Annotated in this window: 21 protein-coding genes and 4 pseudogenes; 4 read left to right on the plus strand and 21 right to left on the minus strand. The window is 39.3% G+C overall.

Translation table 11 applies throughout. The features are described 5' to 3' along the window. Window positions 1–2 precede the first annotated feature (2 nt). The 16 genes and pseudogenes from pfkA to JCM19043_RS06385 form a co-directional block, all read right to left on the minus strand. Window positions 3–962, minus strand: coding sequence for a 6-phosphofructokinase (gene pfkA, locus JCM19043_RS06315; protein ID WP_062320972.1), 960 nt, complete (start codon window positions 960–962; stop codon window positions 3–5). Window positions 963–1,171: 209 nt separating this feature from the next. Further along, window positions 1,172–2,124, minus strand: a pseudogene (locus JCM19043_RS06320) (acetyl-CoA carboxylase carboxyltransferase subunit alpha). 2 nt (window positions 2,125–2,126) lie between these two features. Next, window positions 2,127–2,986 (minus strand): annotated as a pseudogene (gene accD, locus JCM19043_RS06325) (acetyl-CoA carboxylase, carboxyltransferase subunit beta). Window positions 2,987–3,000: 14 nt separating this feature from the next. Next, a complete protein-coding gene (locus JCM19043_RS06330; RefSeq protein WP_062320974.1) occupies window positions 3,001–3,270 on the minus strand; it encodes a hypothetical protein in 270 nt (89 codons plus the stop codon). Continuing rightward, complete coding sequence (locus JCM19043_RS06335; protein ID WP_062320977.1) at window positions 3,267–3,581, minus strand: FadR/GntR family transcriptional regulator; 315 nt, start codon at window positions 3,579–3,581, stop codon at window positions 3,267–3,269. The genes JCM19043_RS06330 and JCM19043_RS06335 overlap by 4 nt, the downstream gene beginning before the upstream one ends. Next, window positions 3,568–4,758: pseudogene (locus tag JCM19043_RS06340) on the minus strand (NADP-dependent malic enzyme). The gene JCM19043_RS06335 and the pseudogene JCM19043_RS06340 overlap by 14 nt, the downstream one beginning before the upstream one ends. Window positions 4,759–4,952: 194 nt before the next feature. After that, a complete protein-coding gene (locus JCM19043_RS06345; protein WP_062320980.1) occupies window positions 4,953–5,471 on the minus strand; it encodes an OB-fold nucleic acid binding domain-containing protein in 519 nt (172 codons plus the stop codon). Continuing rightward, window positions 5,465–5,635 carry a hypothetical protein gene (locus JCM19043_RS16325; protein ID WP_156321350.1) on the minus strand — a complete coding sequence of 57 codons (171 nt, stop codon included), beginning with the start codon at window positions 5,633–5,635 and terminating at the stop codon, window positions 5,465–5,467. The genes JCM19043_RS06345 and JCM19043_RS16325 overlap by 7 nt, the downstream gene beginning before the upstream one ends. Window positions 5,636–5,649: 14 nt before the next feature. Beyond that, the gene (locus JCM19043_RS06350; RefSeq protein ID WP_062320982.1) at window positions 5,650–6,171 is read right to left on the minus strand and encodes a hypothetical protein; all 522 of its coding nucleotides are present in this window, start codon (window positions 6,169–6,171) and stop codon (window positions 5,650–5,652) included. Further along, complete coding sequence (dnaE, locus tag JCM19043_RS06355) at window positions 6,123–8,237, minus strand: DNA polymerase III subunit alpha (protein WP_197274757.1); 2,115 nt, start codon at window positions 8,235–8,237, stop codon at window positions 6,123–6,125. The genes JCM19043_RS06350 and dnaE overlap by 49 nt, the downstream gene beginning before the upstream one ends. A gap of 302 nt (window positions 8,238–8,539) precedes the next feature. Further along, window positions 8,540–8,971: a hypothetical protein gene (locus JCM19043_RS06360; RefSeq protein ID WP_062320986.1), complete on the minus strand. Its 432-nt coding sequence runs from the start codon at window positions 8,969–8,971 to the stop codon at window positions 8,540–8,542. 69 nt (window positions 8,972–9,040) lie between these two features. After that, window positions 9,041–9,226: a hypothetical protein gene (locus JCM19043_RS06365; protein WP_062320988.1), complete on the minus strand. Its 186-nt coding sequence runs from the start codon at window positions 9,224–9,226 to the stop codon at window positions 9,041–9,043. 159 nt (window positions 9,227–9,385) lie between these two features. After that, a complete protein-coding gene (locus JCM19043_RS06370; RefSeq protein WP_143103180.1) occupies window positions 9,386–10,468 on the minus strand; it encodes a hypothetical protein in 1,083 nt (360 codons plus the stop codon). A gap of 217 nt (window positions 10,469–10,685) precedes the next feature. Further along, window positions 10,686–11,288, minus strand: coding sequence for a DUF1349 domain-containing protein (locus JCM19043_RS06375; protein WP_062320992.1), 603 nt, complete (start codon window positions 11,286–11,288; stop codon window positions 10,686–10,688). 179 nt (window positions 11,289–11,467) lie between these two features. Beyond that, window positions 11,468–12,420 (minus strand): annotated as a pseudogene (locus tag JCM19043_RS06380) (bifunctional oligoribonuclease/PAP phosphatase NrnA). Between the two features lie 12 nt (window positions 12,421–12,432). Further along, window positions 12,433–13,746, minus strand: a complete 1,314-nt coding sequence (locus JCM19043_RS06385) for a DRTGG domain-containing protein (RefSeq protein WP_062320994.1) — start codon at window positions 13,744–13,746, stop codon at window positions 12,433–12,435. 178 nt (window positions 13,747–13,924) lie between these two features. Here JCM19043_RS06385 and JCM19043_RS06390 point away from each other — a divergent pair, with 178 nt between their 5' ends. Then, window positions 13,925–14,389: a universal stress protein gene (locus JCM19043_RS06390; protein WP_062320996.1), complete on the plus strand. Its 465-nt coding sequence runs from the start codon at window positions 13,925–13,927 to the stop codon at window positions 14,387–14,389. Window positions 14,390–14,486: 97 nt separating this feature from the next. On the opposite strand, the gene JCM19043_RS06395 is transcribed toward JCM19043_RS06390, so the two are convergent. Next, complete coding sequence (locus JCM19043_RS06395) at window positions 14,487–15,674, minus strand: acetate kinase (protein ID WP_062320998.1); 1,188 nt, start codon at window positions 15,672–15,674, stop codon at window positions 14,487–14,489. A gap of 132 nt (window positions 15,675–15,806) precedes the next feature. After that, the gene (locus JCM19043_RS06400; protein ID WP_062321000.1) at window positions 15,807–16,784 is read right to left on the minus strand and encodes a class I SAM-dependent methyltransferase; all 978 of its coding nucleotides are present in this window, start codon (window positions 16,782–16,784) and stop codon (window positions 15,807–15,809) included. Between the two features lie 1,114 nt (window positions 16,785–17,898). On the opposite strand from JCM19043_RS06400, the gene JCM19043_RS06405 reads away from it, so the two are divergent. Beyond that, window positions 17,899–18,255, plus strand: a complete 357-nt coding sequence (locus tag JCM19043_RS06405; protein WP_062321003.1) for a hypothetical protein — start codon at window positions 17,899–17,901, stop codon at window positions 18,253–18,255. Then, window positions 18,212–18,409: a hypothetical protein gene (locus tag JCM19043_RS06410; RefSeq protein WP_062321005.1), complete on the plus strand. Its 198-nt coding sequence runs from the start codon at window positions 18,212–18,214 to the stop codon at window positions 18,407–18,409. The genes JCM19043_RS06405 and JCM19043_RS06410 overlap by 44 nt, the downstream gene beginning before the upstream one ends. 460 nt (window positions 18,410–18,869) lie before the next feature. On the opposite strand, the gene JCM19043_RS16330 is transcribed toward JCM19043_RS06410, so the two are convergent. Further along, window positions 18,870–19,019, minus strand: coding sequence for a hypothetical protein (locus JCM19043_RS16330; RefSeq protein ID WP_177220724.1), 150 nt, complete (start codon window positions 19,017–19,019; stop codon window positions 18,870–18,872). 347 nt (window positions 19,020–19,366) lie between these two features. On the opposite strand from JCM19043_RS16330, the gene JCM19043_RS06415 reads away from it, so the two are divergent. After that, the gene (locus JCM19043_RS06415; protein WP_062321007.1) at window positions 19,367–20,155 is read left to right on the plus strand and encodes an NAD kinase; all 789 of its coding nucleotides are present in this window, start codon (window positions 19,367–19,369) and stop codon (window positions 20,153–20,155) included. Here JCM19043_RS06415 and JCM19043_RS06420 read toward each other — a convergent pair. Both JCM19043_RS06420 and JCM19043_RS06425 read right to left on the minus strand, forming a co-directional pair. Next, on the minus strand, window positions 20,150–21,748 hold the full coding sequence (locus JCM19043_RS06420) for an amidohydrolase (protein WP_082394452.1): 1,599 nt from the start codon (window positions 21,746–21,748) through the stop codon (window positions 20,150–20,152). The genes JCM19043_RS06415 and JCM19043_RS06420 overlap by 6 nt on opposite strands. A 96-nt stretch (window positions 21,749–21,844) precedes the next feature. Next, the gene (locus JCM19043_RS06425; protein ID WP_062321009.1) at window positions 21,845–22,072 is read right to left on the minus strand and encodes an alpha/beta-type small acid-soluble spore protein; all 228 of its coding nucleotides are present in this window, start codon (window positions 22,070–22,072) and stop codon (window positions 21,845–21,847) included. Window positions 22,073–22,196: the final 124 nt, after the last annotated feature.

Here is a 22,196-nt window from a genome sequence, read left to right on the forward strand (position 1 = left end):
AATTAGATAGATATTTCGCTCATTAATTGGTAAAGTGACATGTCCAAGTTATGTGTTTGTTTTAATGCTTCGATAATATCATGATGAACAAGTTGGTTGTTTTGAATACCTACCATACGGCCACCTTGACCTTCTAGTAGTAAATCAACCGCTTTACCAGCTAAACGACTGGCAAGCACACGGTCAGCACCTGTTGGGCGTCCACCACGTTGGATGTGCCCTAACACAGTCACACGTGTTTCAAAGCTTGTCGCTGCTTCAATCTTCTTACCATAATCAAAACCACTACCAACACCTTCAGCAAGGATAATGATACTGTGTTTCTTACCACGCTCTGAGCCGCGTTTTAAGCGATCAACCACATTTTCAAATGGTTCATCTTTCTCAGGGATAAGCACTGATTCGGCACCGTTGGCTAGACCTGCCCATAACGCTAAATCCCCTGCGTCACGACCCATAACTTCGATCACATACGTACGCTCATGTGATGTTGCGGTATCTCTGATCTTATCGACCGCTTCAATAATCGTATTAAGCGCCGTATCAAAACCGATGGTATAATCCGTTCCTGCGATATCATTATCAATGGTACCAGGAATACCGATACACGGGAAACCTTTGGCTGTAAGTTTCGCTGCACCCTGGAATGATCCGTCTCCACCGATAACGATAAGACCTTCAATACCAAATTTCTTTAATTGTTCAATCCCTTTATTCTGCCCTTCATCTGTTTTAAATTCTTCAGAGCGTGCAGAGTAAAGCATCGTACCACCACGTTGAATGATATCACCGACTGAACCTACGTCTAACTGTTCGATTTTACCTTCCATTAGACCTTGGTACCCATTGTAGATACCAAAAACCTCCATGTCATGGTAAATCGCTTTACGAACAACAGCGCGAATGGCCGCGTTCATACCTGGAGCATCGCCCCCACTAGTTAAAACTCCAATTCTTTTCATACTTTCACCTCAATTAGCTTCTTTCTCTTTTAAAACTCACTCATTATAACATATATGATGCATGAATGTAATTCCATCTATGATTATACATGAAAGCGGTCAAAATCTCACCCCTAAATCAAGAGATTTAGGGGTGTTTTTCAAGATTATTTAATATTTTTACGAAGTTTTTAATTTTTTTCATGCGTTTTGCCTGATAGTCTTGTGAATTATTCGGTTATTTCCCCGATTTTTTTATATTTCTCCCACCTTAATTCAGGTAAGGTTGACCGGTCACATTTCACTAAATAATTGAATGATTTTTCTATATACGTATCAAGATAGGCGACTTGCATCTCAAAATCACGATGCGCTCCACCTTTTACTTCTGGTATAATCTCATCAATAATTCCGAGAGCTTTTAAATCTTTGGCTGTGATTTTTAAAGACTTGGCGGCTTCTTCTGCCTTAGTCGCATCTTTCCAAAGAATACTTGCGGCACCTTCTGGAGAGATCACGGAATAAGTGGCGTTTTCTAACATATGCACATGATCAGCAAGACCAATTCCTAAAGCGCCACCACTTCCTCCTTCACCGATGACAATAGCGATAATGGGCACAGTTAAATGCGCCATCTCCATTAAATTACGCGCGATGGCTTCCCCTTGCCCACGCTCTTCGGCACCCTTTCCAGGGTGTGCCCCCTTCGTATCAATAAAGCAAACAATCGGTCGATGAAACTTCTCTGCTAATTTCATCTGACGAATCGCTTTTCTATACCTTCTGGATGCGGACTGGCAAAGTTACGATAAAGATTTTCTTTTGTATTTTTACCGCGTTGCTGGGCAACAACTGTCACCGGCATATCCTTGTATTTAGCGATACCCGTGATAATGGCTGGATCATCGCGGTATAGTCTATCGCCATGTAACTCAATAAAATCAGTAAATAATCGTTGAATATAATCAAGCGAGGTCGGTCTCTCTGGATGTCTCGCAATCTGAATTCGGTCCCAGATGGATAGATGTTCATATATATCGTGTTCAAGTCGCTTGAGACGTTGCTCCATCGTGTTGATTTCATCATCCAATGTCAAATGATTGTCTTCTGCCATTTTTTTTAATTCATTAATTTTCTCTTTCAATTCAATGATTGGTTTCTCAAAAGCTAGTACTTGCTTCATGACTATGCACGTCCTTTCGGTTGATGTAAATCAAGGACGGTCGTTAACAGTGCTTTTAATTCATGACGATGGACGACTTTGTCCACTTGTCCATGTTCTAGCTGGAATTCGGCTGTTTGAAAATCATCCGGTAATTTCTCGCGAATCGTCTGTTCAATGATGCGTCTTCCCGCAAAACCAATCAAGGCTTTTGGTTCGGCAAAATGATAATCACCAATTGAGGCAAAACTTGCGGTGACACCGCCGGTCGTTGGGTGCGTAAACACATTGATCAGACAGCCGCCACTACGATGAAACCGGTCGACCGCCATCGACGTTTTTGCCATCTGCATTAAACTGATCATACCTTCTTGCATTCTTGCCCCACCTGAGGCGGTAAAGATAATCATCGGTAACTGTGCTACCCGCGCATTTTCTAACGCACGCGCAATCTTCTCACCAACAACCGCACCCATACTCGCCATTCTAAAGAACGGTCCATGACAACGATCGCTGTTTCATAACCATTAATGGTCCCTTTACCTGTCACAACCGCATCTTTTAAGCCGGTCTTTGCTTGATCTTTTCTTAATTTTTCTTCATACTCTGGGAAGTTTAATGGATTGGTCGTTTCCATCGATGGATCCCATTCGGTAAAGCTCTCTTCATCGAGTAAAGCATGAATCCGCTCATAAGCTGTTAGACGGTGGTGAGTACCACAGTTGGGACACACCTTTAACTGTTGTGACCATTCTTTTTCATAGTAGATCTTTCCGCATGATCCGCACTTTTCTACCAGGCCTTCCGGTATTTCTTGTTTGGCTTTTTCTGTTGGAATTGACGCATACTTTTTCTTTTTATAAAAAATACTTTTAAACTGCATCAATCGTTCCCCCCTTATGTTTCAATCGTCGTTTGAACATGAAACGACTGGAATAAATCTTTCACTGTTCGTATATGTTGTTTATCCTCAATGGATAAATAAAAGGCGTAAAGTAAATACCAAATTTTTTCTAACAATTGATTATCAATCACAGATAGAATTACTTCAAACGTTGCTTTATAGCCGCGTTTTTTCCAATAACCGTAACCGTGGCCCGACCACTTACTTTGAATATAGTCTTCTCCTCGTGTGCGGCCAAGTTCAATAATAACATCTTCAATCATGACAAGGGTATCATCCACATTGTCTTTTGTTTCTCGGTCTTGAAAAATAAAGCCGGCAAGTAATGATAAGGTTTGATACGATTGGTAAGGACGTAAAAACGTCCCCTCCCTCGTCTCGTTTCAATCAGTCCGAGTAATTCAATCGCTCTTAGGCCTTCACGAATCGTTGACCGACTTAAATTTAACTCTTCGGCCATTTCACGTTCAGACGACAGCTTGTCGCCTGGTTTTAATTGATCAATCTGAATATAATCTTTGATTTTTTCAAGGACATTTTGATACGCTTTCGTATTGACATTAGTCTTGGTCAAGATGCTCACCTTGACTGACTCCACTTTTTATAGCGGCTTCACTCACAGCTTGAGCAACCGCTTCAGCCACTTGTTTATTAAATGGGTCAGGAATCACGTAATCTTCATGTAAGTCAGATTCTGAAATAATCTCAGCAATCGCATGAACAGCCGCCACTTTCATTTCTTCATTGATGTCTGTTGCCCTCACACTGAGGCGCCTTTAAAAATACCAGGAAAAGCAAGGACGTTATTTACCTGATTTGGATAATCACTGCGCCCTGTTCCAATAACACGGGCACCAGCCTGTTTCGCCCGTTCTGGTGTGATTTCTGGGTCTGGGTTCGCCATCGCAAAGATAATCGGGTCACGCTTCATCGATTCCACCATCGCTTCATCGACTAAATCTTTAAGTGAGACGCCAATAAATACATCGGCATCCTTCATGACCGAGCGCAAGTCACCCGTTTCATTCGACTTATTTGTATAAGCTAATATCGCTTCTTTTTCAGCGTTCATCCAACTTCTCGCCCTTCGTAGATAGCACCTTTTGAATCACAGAGAATCATATCTTTGACTCCAAAGTAATGGAGTAACTTCACAATCGCAATACCCGCAGCACCAGCACCGTTAATGACCACTTTAATCTCGTCAAAAGACTTATCAACCAGACGTAACGCATTCACTAAGCCAGCTAATGTCACAATAGCGGTCCCGTGTTGATCGTCGTGGAAAACAGGGACATTTAATCGTTCTTTTAGTGTTTGTTCAATATAAAAGCATTCGGGCGCTTTAATATCTTCTAAATTAATGCCACCGAATGTTGGGGCCAGCAACTCTACGGTGCGAATAACTTCATCCGGATCTGTCGTATCTAAACAGATCGGAAAAGCATCGACATCGGCAAAATTCTTAAATAGGACGGCTTTCCCTTCCATGACCGGTAACGACGCTTGTGCGCCAATCGCACCTAGCCAAGGACCGCTGTCCCATTCGTGACAACGCCAACCATATTTGATTTCATTGTATACTTATAGGCTGCATTCTCGTCACGCTCGATCTCCAGACACGGCTCGGCAACACCCGGTGAATAAGCTAAACTTAAATCATGTTTATCTTTGATTATCACCTTTGACTGAACCGTTAATTTACCTTGGTTATCTTCATGCATCTGTAAAGCTTCTTCTTTTAACGTCATCTGTCATGTCCACCCTTTTTATTTAATTGTACATATCTACTGGTCTGACCACTCTAGAAACTATCTTACACTAAATTAGTACCTAGTGTAAATAACAACCCAATGAATTCCGAAAATATCAAACTTTCTTACGATATACGACAAAAAACCTTTGAGATCATGGCACATTAGACCACGAACTCAAAGGATATTCACTAACTACTGACTGACTTTTGTTTGACATTGTCATCTCCAAACAATCGTTGTAACTGTTTTTTTACCGCATAGTCATTCTCTAAGTAATACTCTGGCTTTAATTTAAACAATTGACGTGTCTCTTTTTGATACAACATAACGGGTGTATCACCTGGATATTTTGTCACGAGTGGTTTTAATGTCTTTAGCACCTGTTGCTCGTTCATATCGACGACTTGTACGAAGTAGGCCATATCTGTTGTTTGTTGTGTCCTCACATCATCAAAGTCAAACGGCTTTACTTCTTCAACAATGCCTTGTTTTTTTCCTTGACGTTCTTCTATTTTCGCACGAATCCAAACAAAATCTCCTTCGACTAACACCTGTTTATACGTACGGAACTGTTCGGGGAAAATCACCATCTCAAATGTCGCGTCTTCATCCGTCAGTTGAATAAAAGCCATTGATTCCCCGCGTTTCGTTCGAATCACGCGCACCTCTTCCACAAATGCCACTGTCTGATAGCCGTGTTTTACCAAGGCACTTCTGTTAAAAAAGTTAGACTTACGCTCCCGCGTTGCCTGATTTGTTGGCGGTAATGGGCGAGTGGGTGTGTGGAGACATACATGCCGACGAGTGCTTTTTCAAAGCTTAATTTTTCCATTAACGGCATCGGTTCAGCGTCTGGATAGCGCTCTTCCATTTGATAGAACCCATCTAACCAGTCAATATCTCCACGGATATCCCAAATAGGGTGCCATTTTCAATCGCCGCATCAATGGATTGTAATAAGGCCGCACGTTCAATCTCAAAAATATCAAATGCACCGGCAAGGACAAGGGTTTCAATGTCCTTACGTTTAACTAAGTCGAGTGGTACGCGTAAACAAAAGTCATACAGACTCTGAAACGGTGCTTGGCGTCGCTCTTTGACAATCGCATCAATCACCGGGTAACTTAAGCCTTTAATCGCTTTTAACCCCATCCGAATGCCGGCTTTTTCAGAGGTAAATAGATGCAAGCTTTGATTAATATTAGGTGCCAACATGTTGATCCCGGCGCGCTTTACTTCATGGCTGTACTGCACCATTTTATCGTTCGAGCCGTAAGCATCATTCAGTAAAGCGGTATAAAAGTTTTTCGGGAAGTGCGCTTTTAAATAGGCCAGCTGATAAGAAATCAAGCTATAACTCACCGCATGACTGCGGTTAAAACCGTAGTTAGCGAAGTTAGAATCCATGAAAAAACTTCGTCAATAATAGCGGCATCATAGCCCTTCTTTAGACAGCCGGCTGTAAACGTCGCTTTGGCTTTTTCAATCGCTGAGCGATTCTTTTTGCTGACCGCCCGGCGTAAGAGATCGGCTTCACCAAAGCTTAAGCCGGCAAATTGATTGGCGACACGCATAATTTGTTCTTGATAAATAAGGACACCATGCGTATCCCGAAGAATCGGTTCTAAATCAGGGTGTAAATAGCTCACTGTTTCTTTCTGTTCTTTTCGCTTAATATACGTGTCAATAAACGCCATCGGACCTGGACGATACAAGGCATTAACAGCGACAATATCTTCAAACCGCGTCGGTTTTAACTTCGTAAGTGTGTCTTGCATCCCTTTTGATTCTAATTGAAAGATCCCGAGGGTGCGGCCTTTTTGTAGTAACCGATACGTCGGTTGATCATCTAACGCTAGCTGATCCATCGTAAAGTCAGGTACAGCTTTTTTTCTAATATCTTTCACGATATGTTCAATAATCGTTAAATTCTTTAACCCGAGAAAGTCAATCTTCAATAAGCCAATTGACTCTAAATCAGTCATGTTGTACTGCGTAAGTAAATGCGCGTCATTATCACGGGTTAGTGGTGTATGCTTTGTCAACCGGTCATGATAAATAACCACACCAGCGGCGTGGGTCGATAAGTTTCTCGGCAAGTCTTCAATCACTCGGGCGATTTTAAAGAATGATTTTAATTCATCTGATTGCTTAATGTAGTCCAGTAAGTCTGGTGACTCTTTCACTGCCCGGGTGATGGTAAGTGACGGATCATGAGGTAACAATTTTAAAATATAATGTAACGTCTCATCCGCTAAGCCGAATACTTTCGCCAGTTCACGTATCGTTGAGCGAACTTTAAAGGTGCCAAACGTGCCAATCTGAGCAACGTGTTCACGACCGTATTTTTGTTTGACGTAATCAATGACTTTATCGCGTCCATAATCAGAAAAGTCGATATCAATATCTGGCATCGTCACCCGCTCCGGGTTAAGAAACCGTTCAAATAATAACTCATAGTGAAGCGGGTCCACTTGCGTAATATCAAGTAAATAACTGACAATCGATCCCGCCGCTGATCCCCGTCCTGGACCTACCATAATTTGTTCTTTTCGGGCATAACGAATAAAATCAGAGACGATTAAGAAGTAGTCACTGTAGCCCATCTTGTTTATGACAGCGAGCTCATACTGCATCCGCTTTGTTGCCTCAGTATTGTCACCGTACTTGTTCTTAAGCGCTTCTTCACATAACTTAGTTAAATAGCGATGTGGCGATGTATTTTCAGGGAGTGGAAATTTAGGTAACAACCGTTCCTTTGGTGGCATGACGACATCACAATCAGCCACAAAACGTCTCGTTCGTTCTAGCAAGGCTTTCGGGATACGCGAGGTCTGTTCATCTTCTGTTAAAAAGTGATGGCCTTCATCTTCCCCTTCATTCTGTTTCTTTTTATCCATCTGTCGTAAACAGCGATAAGCTTCTTTGTCAGCTGGACGTAAATACGTGACATCTGACAGCCAGACAGTCCGGTCATACCCTATTAATATTTCATTGTCAATATCACTAAGCGCTAAGCCCACATGCGTATCAACAGGCCAGTCACTTAAAAACTTATTTATTTCATCCGCTTCTAACTGAGATTTACCATAGATACGTCTAATGACAGAAAGAGGGACAATCACTTTAATATCGCCTTGATAGGCTTGTAACGTGTGACGTGTGACGGGCTCTTCGCCTGTTTCAACCGCTGAACTTAATGAAAGTAACGCTTGATAGCCATGATAGTTTTTACTATAGACCATCACCTCCTCATCACGTTCATCTATCTGTATGGAAAGTGATAGGCCAATGACAGGTTTTATCTGATGTGTCTGACACAATTGATAAAACTGATAGGCACCGTAGAGCACATTATCGTCAGTTAATACGAGCGTATCTAATTGATGCTCTTTTGCGAAGGCTAGATAGTCATTTAATTTGATGGTACTCTTCATAAAACTATAGCCACTTCTGACGCGTAAATGGGTCACTTTTTCTTCACCTCCACAAAACATATGTTCTACTTTTCATTTTAGCGCAAAAGCTATTTTCAAGCAACGTTTGATGCTTTCTCTTTTCTTTGCTTATCTTTCTAGTGTATCATATTTTCCTTTTCATCCGCTCGTCTGAGATAAAAAGCAAGTGAGAAAAGCAGCATTTAAAAAACCCATCCCTCACAGTGTATTAAATTTATCTTTTTTTAAACAAAACGAAAAAACGATTAAGATCTTCTCTCAACCGTCTTCTCAGCACGCCTATTCTTTTATTCATCCTCGCTTTTTCTCACCTTCACTTACTCTTCTTTTAAGATGTCTTTAAGGGCAATATCACGGTCAAATGCGACTTCTTCTCCGTCTTTATCATAAATAATCGTAACGTTAATCACGTCATCTTGATCAAGCGTGACATGATCAATGAACGTATCACCAAAATCATCAGCAACGTCTAATACGTCTAATGTTACTAACCAGTCATAGATGCTCTCATCCTTATACGACAGCGTTATAAAAACCTTATCGATTGGTTCATCAAATAAGCGTTCAATAGAATATGTACCTGGTAGATAAAGCGTGTTATCCGCATTGACAAGCGTTAAGTTATTCATTTGAATGTCATGCGCTTGAACATCCGTTTGGTAGACGTGCAGTTGTTGTTGATGGTTTGAGTAGATTAAAAAGCCAATCGTCACGACAAAAATAACTATTAAAAGATAAAATTTCTTCATGAAAAAACCTCCCCAGTTTTCTAATTATCATATAAATTACGATATAACATAATTTACCTAAAAACATTTTTATTTTTTTGTTATTTTTGTAGAATTTAATATCCAAAAAAGAACTGTAAAAAAGAGAATTATAAGTATCTTTTTTACATCTATTTTTACATCAATAATCAGGGTGTAAAGCACAACAACTCCATAAAAAATGATTGCACTACTCATTTGATTTTCATTAAATAATTTACTAGTTAATCTTTCCATTCTATTTTTAATCTCCTTATAAGAATCCATATTGTTAATCAAGAATTTAAAATACGAATGCTATAGGTGAATTTGCCATTAACCAAGCCTCTTCTTTATAAGTATCTTTACTCATATATATCCACGTCTCACGTATAAATTATCAATACCTTTCGAAAATTAATACTGCTCTAAATACTTCGTAACCGCTAAAGCCGCCTGGTCTGTGTCGGCCATTTCTTCTAATGGGGTTGCTGAATTTTGGGCCACGTCAATCACCAAATTTTTGTAGCTTAATATGATTGATTCTGAATGAATGAGGTCTTCATTGATGTCATACCCTGAGCTGATGTTATAAGCAATCAGATCATTCCCTATATATGAATCGGTATAAGCTATCGTGATGATTAACAGACGCGAGCTGTCTTCATTTTCATAAAAATACCTTTCTTGTGTCGGCTCTATCGGCGCATCAAAGTCACCGCTTCTTGTAAGCCATTCCCGTTTACCAAAACTAAGATGTTGATTAACTCTAGTAGCCGTAGGAATGTCCGCTGATGTACCTTTAAAGACATAACCATCAATGTTAAGTTCATCTTGTACTCGTTCAGTCACCATTTGATACGTTTGATAACTTAACCTATCCTCATTCGTTTGCGTTTGTTCATGAGGTTCTGTTACTTCAAGTGGAACAAATTCTGTTTCATTAGATGCATAGGCTATTTGTAGGTAAACCATATCTTTCAATTGATTTAATTGTTCTAATTCTCTTCTTGATAATGTCTCCGTGTTTTTGATCAAAACGGCACGGTTAACAGTGGCACTTTGATCAGGTTCAAGTATAAAAAAGTCCTCTCCCGTTCCAAATGAGAGGGGTACCTCTGCATAATCGTCCAATGCTTCATCCAAATAGACACGGTAGCCTAACTCTAGTGGTTCTGACGTTGTATTTCTCACTGTCACTTCATACATCAAATAATCATACTGATCACGCTTCGCTTGACTATTGTTTTCATTATCAGGAATATCAGTAATCACACTCGGTTCCAAAGTAATGCCAAGTGATTCACTCGTATTCACTTCCCGATTCAACCGATTTTTTATATCCGCCGCTGTATAAACCTGACCATTTTTACTATACGGCAGATCCGGTGTTTGATTGCTTAGCCAAAAACTCATCCCAAAACCAATCACAACAACCAACAAGACACCGCTTACAACAAAACGTCTAATAATAACCCTCCTCGTTTCTAATATACTCATTCGTTCAAATAATCACATAACCTTACCTTTCCATTATACATACTTTTTTTGTAAATTCAACCAGAAAACAAACAAAATAAGCCACATACTTTCGTCATACCGACATTTCTCAAGCGTTGTAAAACTTTACGTTCTCAAAAAGAGGCCTTTACTCCATTCTAATTTCGAATACGTTCCCCTAAAATAACGAATGATCGTCATACTTCTTGATGAATACTTAATCAGGTTGTTGCCCTGCATGTGCCTGCCACTGACACTCGATCATTTCCATATTTGTAAATGTTGATTTAAAGGTAGAATCCTCTGGGCTACAGGCATAAATGCCGAATTTTATAATATCCTGAGCATTAAACATATGGCAGATTCTCATCTGTTGATAAGTTTCACCATCAATCGAACACTCGATGCAAAAATCATCTTCTCTACGACTCAAGCGATACCACATTGATTTAATGTTCGCTGGAATTTCTGTCGTTGCCCAATCAGAGTAACCATTGTTTGTGACAACACTTCCTAAATGTTGAAAATGCTCATTCTCATACTCAATAGACCCTTTGATCCAATTATCACTATCAAGATACACAACAACGCCACATTGATCAAAGCGATGTTTACTATCAAAGTCAGTCTTCACTATAAATGAAAAAAATTTTTCCTCTGTTTCCATCTGCAGAACCGGCGCATTATCATTTCTAAAATGATAATACGTTCTTTGCCATAAGTCTGTATGTGAATCGGTTGTAATTTCTACTTTATCTTCGGTAATGGCATAAGCTTTTGGTTCACGGATCCATTCTAACTTTTTGATATCGAATGTCATTATAACGACTCCTTTTTTCGTTTTAAGCAAGTATTTCTTAGTCTGCTAGGACAATTTTTTCATAACAGTCTTGATTCGACGAGAAGCAATATACCCGAAATGCCTTTCACGTTCATTTTACTGCGCTGAGGTGCATTGATACAAAACTCTTTCGAATAAGAAAAAGAGCAGTCACTTAACTACTCTTCTTTACCTTCTTTATAAATTCGACAGATGTCTTTTAAATCATTGACGAGTTGGTCTGCTTCTTCCCACGACTTCACTTTCGCACCTGAAGCCAGCGGATGACCGCCACCGTTATAGCGGGCAGCTAGTGTATTAATTTTTGGACCCTTTGAGCGGAGACGCACGCGGATTTGATTTGGTTCTTCTACAAAAATCACCCACGCCTGGATGCCTAACACATCACCATATGTCCCGACTAACGCACTTGTTTCTTCAGAAGTGACATCATATCTTGATAAAATAGCTTCCGTTAACTTCGCTGAAGTAACACCTTCTTTAGATAAGTCCAAGTGATCTAATAAGTAACCTTTTAACTTAGCGACCGCTGGCTTCGTCTCATAGAGCTGATTATATAGGTCTGTTCGGTTAAAATTAAAGCGTACAAGTTCAGCTGCGACATGGAGTGTTTGTTCGGTCGTACTTGGATATAAGAACCGACCCGTGTCACCAATAATACCCGCATACATGAGTCTTGCTGCTTCATCTGTAAGCATTAATTGTTTCTTTCCTGTTGTCGCAAGTAAATAGATCATTTCTGATGTGGAACTCATCGATGGATCGACCCATGAGATGTCACCATATGCATCAACTTCTGGATGATGGTCAATTTTAATCAGTGTCTGACCTAAAGTATAGCGGTCATCATCAATTCTAGCGTATTGGCCGTATCACATACAATGACAAGTGCCTCTTTATAGTCATCATCTGTCACAACATCCATTTCACTTAAAAAAGCAAGTGACGGTTCGGTATATCCCGTCACTTTTACCGTTTTATCTGTGTAAGTTGCTTCAATCAACTTTTTCAAACCAACTTGTGACCCTAATGCATCCGGGTCTGGACGTTCGTGACGATGAAGAATAATCGTCTGGGCCGCTTCAATTGCTTCAATAATGCGATCAATCATGCTTCTTTCCTCCTAATACCGGTCAATCAATTGACCTATTAAAATAGCTTTACCTACGATATCTTTCTCATGATACAATTCGATATCAATTTTTACGGACTTACGTCCCATTTCTAAAATTTTCGGGTGAACAGTCACCACATTATCAATTTGAACTGGTTTGATAAAGTAAATGGAGATGTTCTCAGCGACGAGATCGCCTTTTTTCATATTGATCAACAATCGACTAGAGACTTCCGTAATAAATGACACAAAGACACCATTCGATAACGTCCCTAATGCATTTGTCATTTGCGGCGTGACTTTAGATGAAAAGATGAGTTCTGACCCGTCTTTTTCAACCGAAAGTTCGCTCGTAATAATGTCATCAATCGTCTCACCGACCTGTGGCTGGCGATTCACGTGTTGGAGTGCTTTTAACACGTCCTGGCGTGAGATCAACCCGATCAGTCGATGATTCCCATCTTCTACCGGAACAATCTCAATCCCTTCCCATACCATCATATGCGCGGCATAAGCCAGCGACGTTTCTTTTAATACGGTAATCGGGTTTTTCGTCATGACTTTCTCAACTGGCATATCGCTCGCTTTTCCAATAATATCTTTTGAGGTCACAATACCAACAACACGCATCTGATCATCAACAACAGGGTAACGCGAATGTGTCGTTTGATCTTTTAAGTGATACCACTTTTGAAGCGGATCGGTACGACGTAAATAGTGCGTTTTTTCATAAGGCGTATAAATATCACCGACTAAGACAATTTCTTTTTTGATTAACTGATCATAAATGGCTCGGTTAATCATCGCCGCTACCGTAAAGGTATCATAGCTTGTAGAAATAATCGGTAAATCTAACTCATCAGCTAATCGTTTAATCGACTCATCCGTGTCAAAACCACCCGTAATAAGAACCGCAGCCCCTTCTTCGAGCGCTAGTCGATGAGCTTCGGCGCGGTTACCGATAATTAATAATGAATCTTTCTCTAAATAACGCAACATCGCATCTGTCGTCATTGCACCGATCACAAACTTATGCAACGTTTTATGTAAACCTTCGCGCCCACCTAACACTTGACCATCAACAATGCCGATAATTTCTGCGTAAGTTAAATGTTCAAAGTTTTCTTTTTTCTTTTGTTCAATTCTTATGGTACCAACACGTTCAATTGTGCTGACTAACCCCCGGTTTTCTGCTTCTTTAATGGCCCGATAGGCGGTACCTTCACTCACATTTAGATCTTTAGCGATTTGTCTAACCGAAATTTTATTTCCAATCTTCAAAGTTTCAATATGATTTAAAATCTGTTCGTGTTTTGTTGCCAAGGTGTTGCACCTACTTTCTAAACTGTACTATTATCTCTAATCACAGTGTTATTATACAGTTCTTAAGTCATGAATGCAATTTATCGAAATAGGAGATTTAAAAATATACCAGTTAAGATGTTTAAAGGTAATCAATTGGTGGAATAGGTGAGTATATTAAAGTATAGGAGTGATAGATATGCCAGCAGAAGAATATAAACGAATTGTGATTGCTGTTGATGGATCGCAAGCGTCTTTAAAAGCATTTAAAAAAGCTGTTCAAGTAGCAAAGCGTAATGATGGTGATTTAATTATTGCCCATGTTGTCGATACGAAAACCATCTCAACAGCTGAAACGTATGACCAATCGATGATTAATCGTTCCGAATCCTATGCATCAAAATTATTAAATGATTATAAACAACAAGCAGAAAAAGCCGGTGTCAGAAAAGTAGAAACCCATATTGATTACGGTTCTCCTAAAGTGCGCATTCCAAAATATGTCGCTAAATCATTTAATGCCGACCTCATCATGTGTGGGGCAACAGGTTTAAATGCGGTTGAACGTTTCCTTATTGGTAGTGTTTCTGAAAATATCGTCCGTTACGCACCATGTGACGTTCTTGTTGTTAGAACGGATGACGAGGTTGATGAAGAAGAATAATGCGTTAGTAAAGTGATGACTATGGCATGTAAATAAAGAGGCACAACTCATATGAGTTGCGCCTCTTTTGTTATATTATGATTGATTTAATATTATCTTAAAAAGCTAGACGTTGAACGTCGCGTGCAATCATCACTTCTTCATTCGTAGGAATGATAATAACTTTTACTGGTGAGTGTGGGTAGTTAACAAATGTTTCTTTACCACGCACATCATTACGCGCAGGATCCCAGTAAACGCCCATGAATTCTAGTCCTTCTAAGACACGTTCACGAACAGCTTTACTGTTTTCACCGATACCAGCCGTAAAGATAATCGCATCAACACCGTGCATTTTTGATGCATATGAACCGATGTATTGGTGGATACGACCAGCAAAGATCTTAAGCGCTAATTCAGCACGCTCATCGCCTTCAGCGGCGCGGTCTTCGATGTCACGTAAGTCACTTGAGAAACCAGATAAAGCAAGCATACCACTTTCTTTATTCAAGACGTGAAGTACTTCGTTAACATCTTTACCTGTTTTGTCCATGATGTATGGCACTAAGGCTGGGTCTAAACTTCCTGAACGCGTCCCCATTGTGACACCCTCAAGTGGTGTAAAGCCCATTGTTGTATCAATGGATTGACCATTTTGAATCGCAGCAACACTCGCACCGTTACCGATGTGGCAGGCAATAAGACGTAGCTTGTCTAATGGCTCACCTAATAGTTCAGCCGCACGTTCTGATACATACTTATGGCTTGTGCCGTGGAAACCATATTTACGGATACCAAATTGCTCATAGTACTCATATGGTAAACTGTATAAGTATGATTCAGGTGGCATTGATTGGTGGAAAGCTGTATCAAATACAGCAACCGCCGGTACATTTGGTAATAATTCTTTAAATGCACGAATTCCTGTTAAGTTAGCTGGATTGTGAAGTGGCGCAAGTTCTGAAACTTTTTCAATTTCAGCGATAACCTCATCATCAACTAATACTGAATCACTAAAACGTTCGCCTCCGTGTACGACACGGTGACCGATGCCTTCAATTTCATCAAGTGATTTAATGACACCTGACGCTTGAAGACGCTCAAGTAAAATTTCAACCGCTTTTCCGTGGTTAGGAATTTCCGTTGTTAGTTTATCTTCATTGTCACCATATTCTAATTTGAATACAGCTTGGTCAAGACCAATACGCTCTACTAAACCTTTGGCGATTTCTGTTTCTTCTGGCATTTCAATCAATTGAAACTTGAGTGATGAACTGCCCGCGTTGATTGCTAATACTTTAGTCAAGATAATTCAATCCTTTCGATTCCCTTTTTAGTCTGTTTACATACCATCACTATTTTAACGAACAATCGACATAAATTGCAACAACAAAGTCTTTTGTAAGCGTTTCATAAAAGTATTCAGACTATTCAATGCTTATTTTTGATAATGATCAAACCACGCATTCATTTTCATAATAATATTTTCGGTCTTTTGTAGGTCTTTAAAGCTCGGTAATTTCACCATCAACGCTTCTTTTGGCGCCTTTGTTTCTTCAGCTTTTTTCTGCAAGATAAATAAACTTTTCTGTTGGTCTTTTGCTTTGAAACTTTCTTCAGGTAATTCAAGTAAACCAACCACATGCGCGCGCTCTTGAATCATCTTGTGTAGGTTCGGTGCTTGTTCACTGTTAAACAGATGATTGGGCACAACGGCAATCATAAAACCTTCCGGTTTAAGATACGTTAAGCTTTGTTCAATTAATAAGTGATGCGCATATGTGTGACCTTCTTTTGCTTGAACTTTGAAGTCTTTCGCTCTTTCATCATCAGGATAATACCCAATCGGTAAGTCGGCAATCACCACATCAACCGGGTCTAATAATAATGGTTGAATGCTGTCTTGGTGGAAGAACTCAATCCGGTGTTGTTGCAAGTCTGCACTTAGTAAACTCAGATCTAACATCGTCTCGTCTACTTCGGCACCATATGCCTGGACCGGTTTAGATAATTGATTCATCACCGCTGTTAACATATTTGCTGTTCCAACGACCGGATCAAACAGGCGAATGGTTTCTTTTGAAGTCATGAGCTTTTCAACTAAATAACTGACATAAAAGCCGACCATATCAGGTGTGACCATGTACTTATCATACGTTGCCCCTTTAAAACTTTTTAATACCGCAAATTGAATCACTTTTCTGATCGTTTCTTTATCAGCTTCCTTAAAGCCTATTTGTTGCAACTGCTCAATAAAATCCAGGTTCTCACCTGTGAAGTCATTCTTTTCTTCTTCTTCAAGTAAGGATAAATTCAGCGTATGAACGAGTGCATCTAAATACGTTAACCCCTCTTGGTCTTTTAGCTTATTGATTGAATCGTCTAATCGATTAAATAATGTTTCAAATGTTTCCATGAAAACACGTCCTTTCTCAAGTTTCACAGTATATCATATCTTTCACTTACTGACGAATGATTTGCGAAAAATGTCTGCGTCAAGTTGTTTTCGATAAGATTATTAAATAACGCTACTCTCGCACTACAAAATCGGCAGATAGGCCTTGATATAACTAGATAAGACATCAAACCCTTGTTCTTAAATATTATTAACAAGTAGCAGCGTTGTAAATCAAGAATTTATCAAAACATACGATGCTTCAATTCCTGAAGTTAGTACAGCATCAATTATATCAGGGATTTGTTCAGGTGCTAATTACAAAGTGTTCAAGTGTCTTTTATAGCCTGAGTTTTTCTTATCAATATTACATAAGATAACGCTATTTCAATAGTCACTATTCGTTGAATGAGACTGATACCACTTTGTTCTGCTGCCTCCTTATTGTATCACCAACGCATACCCCACGTATTCCTTACTTCCAGGTTACCCCTTCAGAGGTGAATCGCCTTTTGGTCTTTACCACAGCGTTTTCTTCGATGTGGGAGATACACCTTCCTTCTTGTTTTTCAATTTTTTTAACTTACGTTGCTTCTATAACGTCTGCTGACTTCTTAACTTTCCGTTTCATATCACTACGGACGTTTGATATATATGAATTTTCCGTTCGTCAGTGCAAGTGTTTGCATCCGGCTTCCTTCAGATCCTTTCTCACGGAAGAAACCTTTGCCATTCGCTAAAAGTTCCTATCTTCAATCCTGTAGTGGACTTTCACCACCAAGTTACTATCCATGCCAAACGCATTAAAAAGCCTCAACTTATTGTAGCCGAAAAACCAAAGCATAATGGAATAAAAAGCAAATGAAAAACCCCACAAGATATTGTAAACGCATTCACATTGTGATATGGTGAAAAAAAGAACAGCTGAACATATACTATGATTATTCCCATAAGGAAAATGATTGTACTATGTCTAATAGATTATATAAAGGAGTAATTTTATTGTGAAAAAACACCGAAATATTTCTATAATACTCTTTTGTTTACTTGTATTAACTATAGCATTTTTTTAAAACAGAGTAGTGAGTTAAAAAAAGTAGAAACTGCTCTATTTGATGTTGCTATTTCTAATACAATGAGTGAATATAATACATATTCTTTAGAAGAAACTTTTAATGTCATTACTCAAAAAAAGCAGTTAAATATATACCATAACGGCTCAAGTATTGTTGAAAGAGAGCTTCAAAAATTCTTCTTTACATACCGAGAATTACATCAATATTACGGTGTGTTGCATGGTGTAGATGATCAAGCAGGGAATTATCTACAAGAAATTATTCAAGATAGTGAAATATTTTTTAACAGCCTAGTTAAATATTATAAACACGAATCTTTTAAGGCTAATGATGGAGAAGACCTGTATTTGATCTCATTGAAAGACGAAGCATATGAAGGAAGTGAAATTATTTCAGCAATTATTAAAAGATCTTGAGAATATTAGAAGCGAGGTTTATGAAGATAATGCCTTAGAAAATGGTGAGAAGTGGCAAGAAATAGTAATTAAGAATGAAGAATATGCTCAATCGGTTAAAGCGCAACAAGGCTTGGAGAGAATTCAACAGTTGATTAAAATGTGGTCCAAATAGAAGCGTATTTTACATATTAGTTTAATATCAGCAAAGACCAGTCTTTGCTCCTTGACAACTCCCGCCTTTTGCAGCATTTTATCGACCGTGTGTTCAATTTGTTGGAGTTTTTATGAATGTTGATCTGTGGGCTAGCATCGAATGTTCATCGTTAATACAAACAATTTTTATTGTGTGGAAGTCTTGTGCGAGCTATCGTGCGGGACTTCTTTTTCGTATCTAACAAACGATTAAATGTGCAGAATTCGACTTTTCAGGTAGTGTAGATTACTAGAATATTATATTCTTTATCTGGGAAATGTAGAAAATAGGTTTGTTTTATGCGTTAAAGTGAAGATTTATATATTTTTCAAACATATTCGATCCTACTCCGCTCCAGACATTAAAGAATTTCAGGTGGTTAATCCTATGACAATTATTGCTCGTAGTATAGGTATTAAAAAACTGGAACCCCGATAATTTATAACAAGGGGAAAGTGATATCCATAGCTTTGTATATCTCTTTCTGTTTTGTTGTCATCTTACCAAGTATTCGGTTGTGTTCAAGCGCTTTAAATACTTCAATCGTATCAAGTTCATCCAATAATCCTTGAAGCGTCCATTGTTCCAATAGGTCGGCATATGGCTTCTTTTACATATGAGGTCCTTAAAAGACTTAAATATATCGCTCTTGTAGAATTTTCACACGTCCTGAATTGAATCGTCGTTTCCCTTAACATTTCAATAATATCTAATATCAATTGTCTCATGAGAGCACGCCCCTTTTCAAATGTGTATTTAGTAGTATACATTGTTATTACGGCACTCTCTATTTTTGTCTACTAAATCAGGACCCCCCCGAGAACTATTTTTACACTTACGCGATGGTTCTGTTTATTCTTATACTATTTGTATGTTTAACTTTTCACATTTAAGGATATACTCTACTAACTTGTTTAAGTAGAGGATGAGATAATGATGTTAACTATTTACCTTTATTTTAGTCACCGTTGTCAAGAAGAGGGTGTTCTTCAAAAGCTAGCCCCCATCATTGAGCGTTATGATGTGACGCTCACAGATAAGATGAAAGAAGCTGACTATATTTTTTCCATAGGCGATGATGGTCATTTCCTTCACACCTTACGCACATGTAAGTTTCGAGAAGACGTCGTCTTCGTTGGGATCTCTCAAACAGAAGAAACGAACTTTTATACAACATATGGGATTCATCAGTTAGAAGAAGTCGTTCAAACCATTACGGATCACCCAACGTTGACGGAGCATGAATTACTTAAAGTTCAGATTGATGATAGTAAAGACTTGTATGCGATCAACGAAGTGAGCGTGCGTTCAAGTATCATTAAAGCCATTGCCATTAATGTGTCGATTGATCAAACACCTTTTGAACATTTTGTTGGTGATGGTATTATTATTTCCACACCAACAGGAAGTACCGGGTATAACCATTCTGTTGGCGGGGCTGTTATTGATCCAGATTTAGATTTGCTTCAGATGACAAAAATCGCGCCAATCAATACGAATGAACATAAAACATTTCAAGCCCCGCTTTGTTTGTCAAGAAACAGGAAAGTGACGCTTGAAGTGATTCAAGACGGGAACGATTTTCCTATTATCGGGATTGATAATGAAGCCTATCCAGTCAATACGACAAAGCATATCCATGTCGAATTATCGAATCGTAACGTCACGTTATTGTTTCAAACAAATGATGCCTATATCCATCGATTAAAACATTTATTTTTATAAGGCGGGATGACGGTAGACAATATTCCCATCAATAATAGTCATGTCAACCGCAATATCAGCAAGGTCATCAGTATTTACATGAAACGGGTTAGCTGCTAGGATGGTAAAATCTGCAGCATAACCTGTTTTTATTTGTCCTCTTGTCGCCTCTGTATGCGTTGCGATGGCACTTTTCTTTGTATAACTCTCAATCGCTTGATAGACGGTGAGCGCCTCTTCTTTCGTATAACTTTTCTCGTCATAGATCGGCCGTCGATTCACAAACGCGGCAATGCCTTTGAGCGGTGACACATCTTCAATCGGTCCATCAGAACTCCCTAATATAGGAATACCGGATTGTGTTAAGGTATTAAATCGGTATAACTGTCGGGCGCGTTTTTCTCCCACGCGGTCGATGATCCACGGGAAATCTGAACTTACAAATAGCGGCTGAACATCTAACACAATCGGGACGTCTTGCATAAGCCCTATTGCTTTATCACTCACAAGTGAGGCGTGAATCACCCGGTCCGGTAACGAACTGGTGGATGGGTATTGTTTTAATAACTTTACAAGCGTTTCGATAGCCCTGTCACCAATGGTATGCGCGGCAAGAGCTAAGTGATGCTTTCGAGCCGTCTTGATTAACGCTTCTAATTCTGCTTCTTCATGGATATACAAGCCCGAAGTTGTGTCATCATCACTATAGGGTGCGTTTAACCACGCCGTACGACCACCAAACGCCCCGTCTACAAATATTTTCATCGCCCCAAACGTATAATAAGATAGAGCTTGGCTTTTTGAAGGATCTGATAAATAATCGGTTAAGACATCGTGATGCACAAGGGCATGTGTTTTAAACGGTGTTCGATTTTCCTGTATGTGAGCTTTAAATGCTGCGGTGACTTTCTTATAACTCTCTGGACCAAAATAGCTAAGGTCTTCGGTATCACCGCCAACTAATCCTTTGGAGACGAGATGATCAATACTTAAACCGATCATGCGCTTTAAATAAGCGACATCTTTCTCGGGCTCACTTCGTTTAATGAGCTCTTGAGCCGTATCTTTAAAATAACCGGTTAATCGTCCACTATCATCTTTTCCAATGTAGCCACCAATCGGTGTTGGTGTCTCACGCGTGATGCCTGCGAGGGTGATGGCTAACTGATTGGCGACAAGGGCATGGCGACAAACCCGGGTAAGTACGATCGGGTGTTTCGTTGAAATCGCATCAAGTTCTAACCGGTCAATGATGCGCGTATCGTCCCACTGATTATCATTAAACCCTTCAGCAATTAGCCACTCCCCTGGTTGCAGCGTTTTAACCTTCTTTTCGATTGCTTCAAGCACAGCTTGGCGTGACTGAATCCCCGATAAGTCAAGACGATCGAGCTTTTCACCTAACCAGACCAAATGTACATGGTTATCAACGAAACCCGGAAATACTGTTGCCCCTTGTAAATCAATAATTTTGTCGGTAGATTCTATGTAACTTTCCGCTTCTTGTCTATTACCTGCATATAAAATGTTACCCGATTCAATTACAATGGCTTCGACAGTGTCCTCAAAATCGACCATCGTATAAAACGTCCCGTTTATCATCAGTATTCGCACGTGTAATCACTCCGTCTGATTTTTACTTAAACGATAGCAGAATCTACGCGAAAAGAAAAGAGTAGCGCTTTATTAGCGCTACTCTTTTTTAAATGCTTATTTAGATTGTGATTGACCTGGTGCTTGATTACTCATTTGTTGTTCAGCCATTTTTACTAAACGTTTAGTAATTTCGCCACCAACAGAACCGTTTTGACGTGCTGTTGTATCTGGACCAAGGTTGACACCAAACTCTTGTGCAATTTCATATTTCATTTGATCAAGGGCTTGATTTACACCAGGTACAACAAGACGATTTGAGCTTCGATTTGAATTCCCTGTCATGTCGTTTCACCTCCTCTTTACTACACCGTTAATATGTGTCAGACCGAGGGAAACGATACAGAAAAAACAATAGTAGTTATTGCCAACTTTTAATTTTTTTAAACATGTTTATCAACATTCTTTA

Source organism: Halolactibacillus sp. JCM 19043, assembly GCF_001310395.1.
GTDB classification, from domain to species: Bacteria; Bacillota; Bacilli; order Bacillales; family Amphibacillaceae; genus Halolactibacillus; species Halolactibacillus miurensis.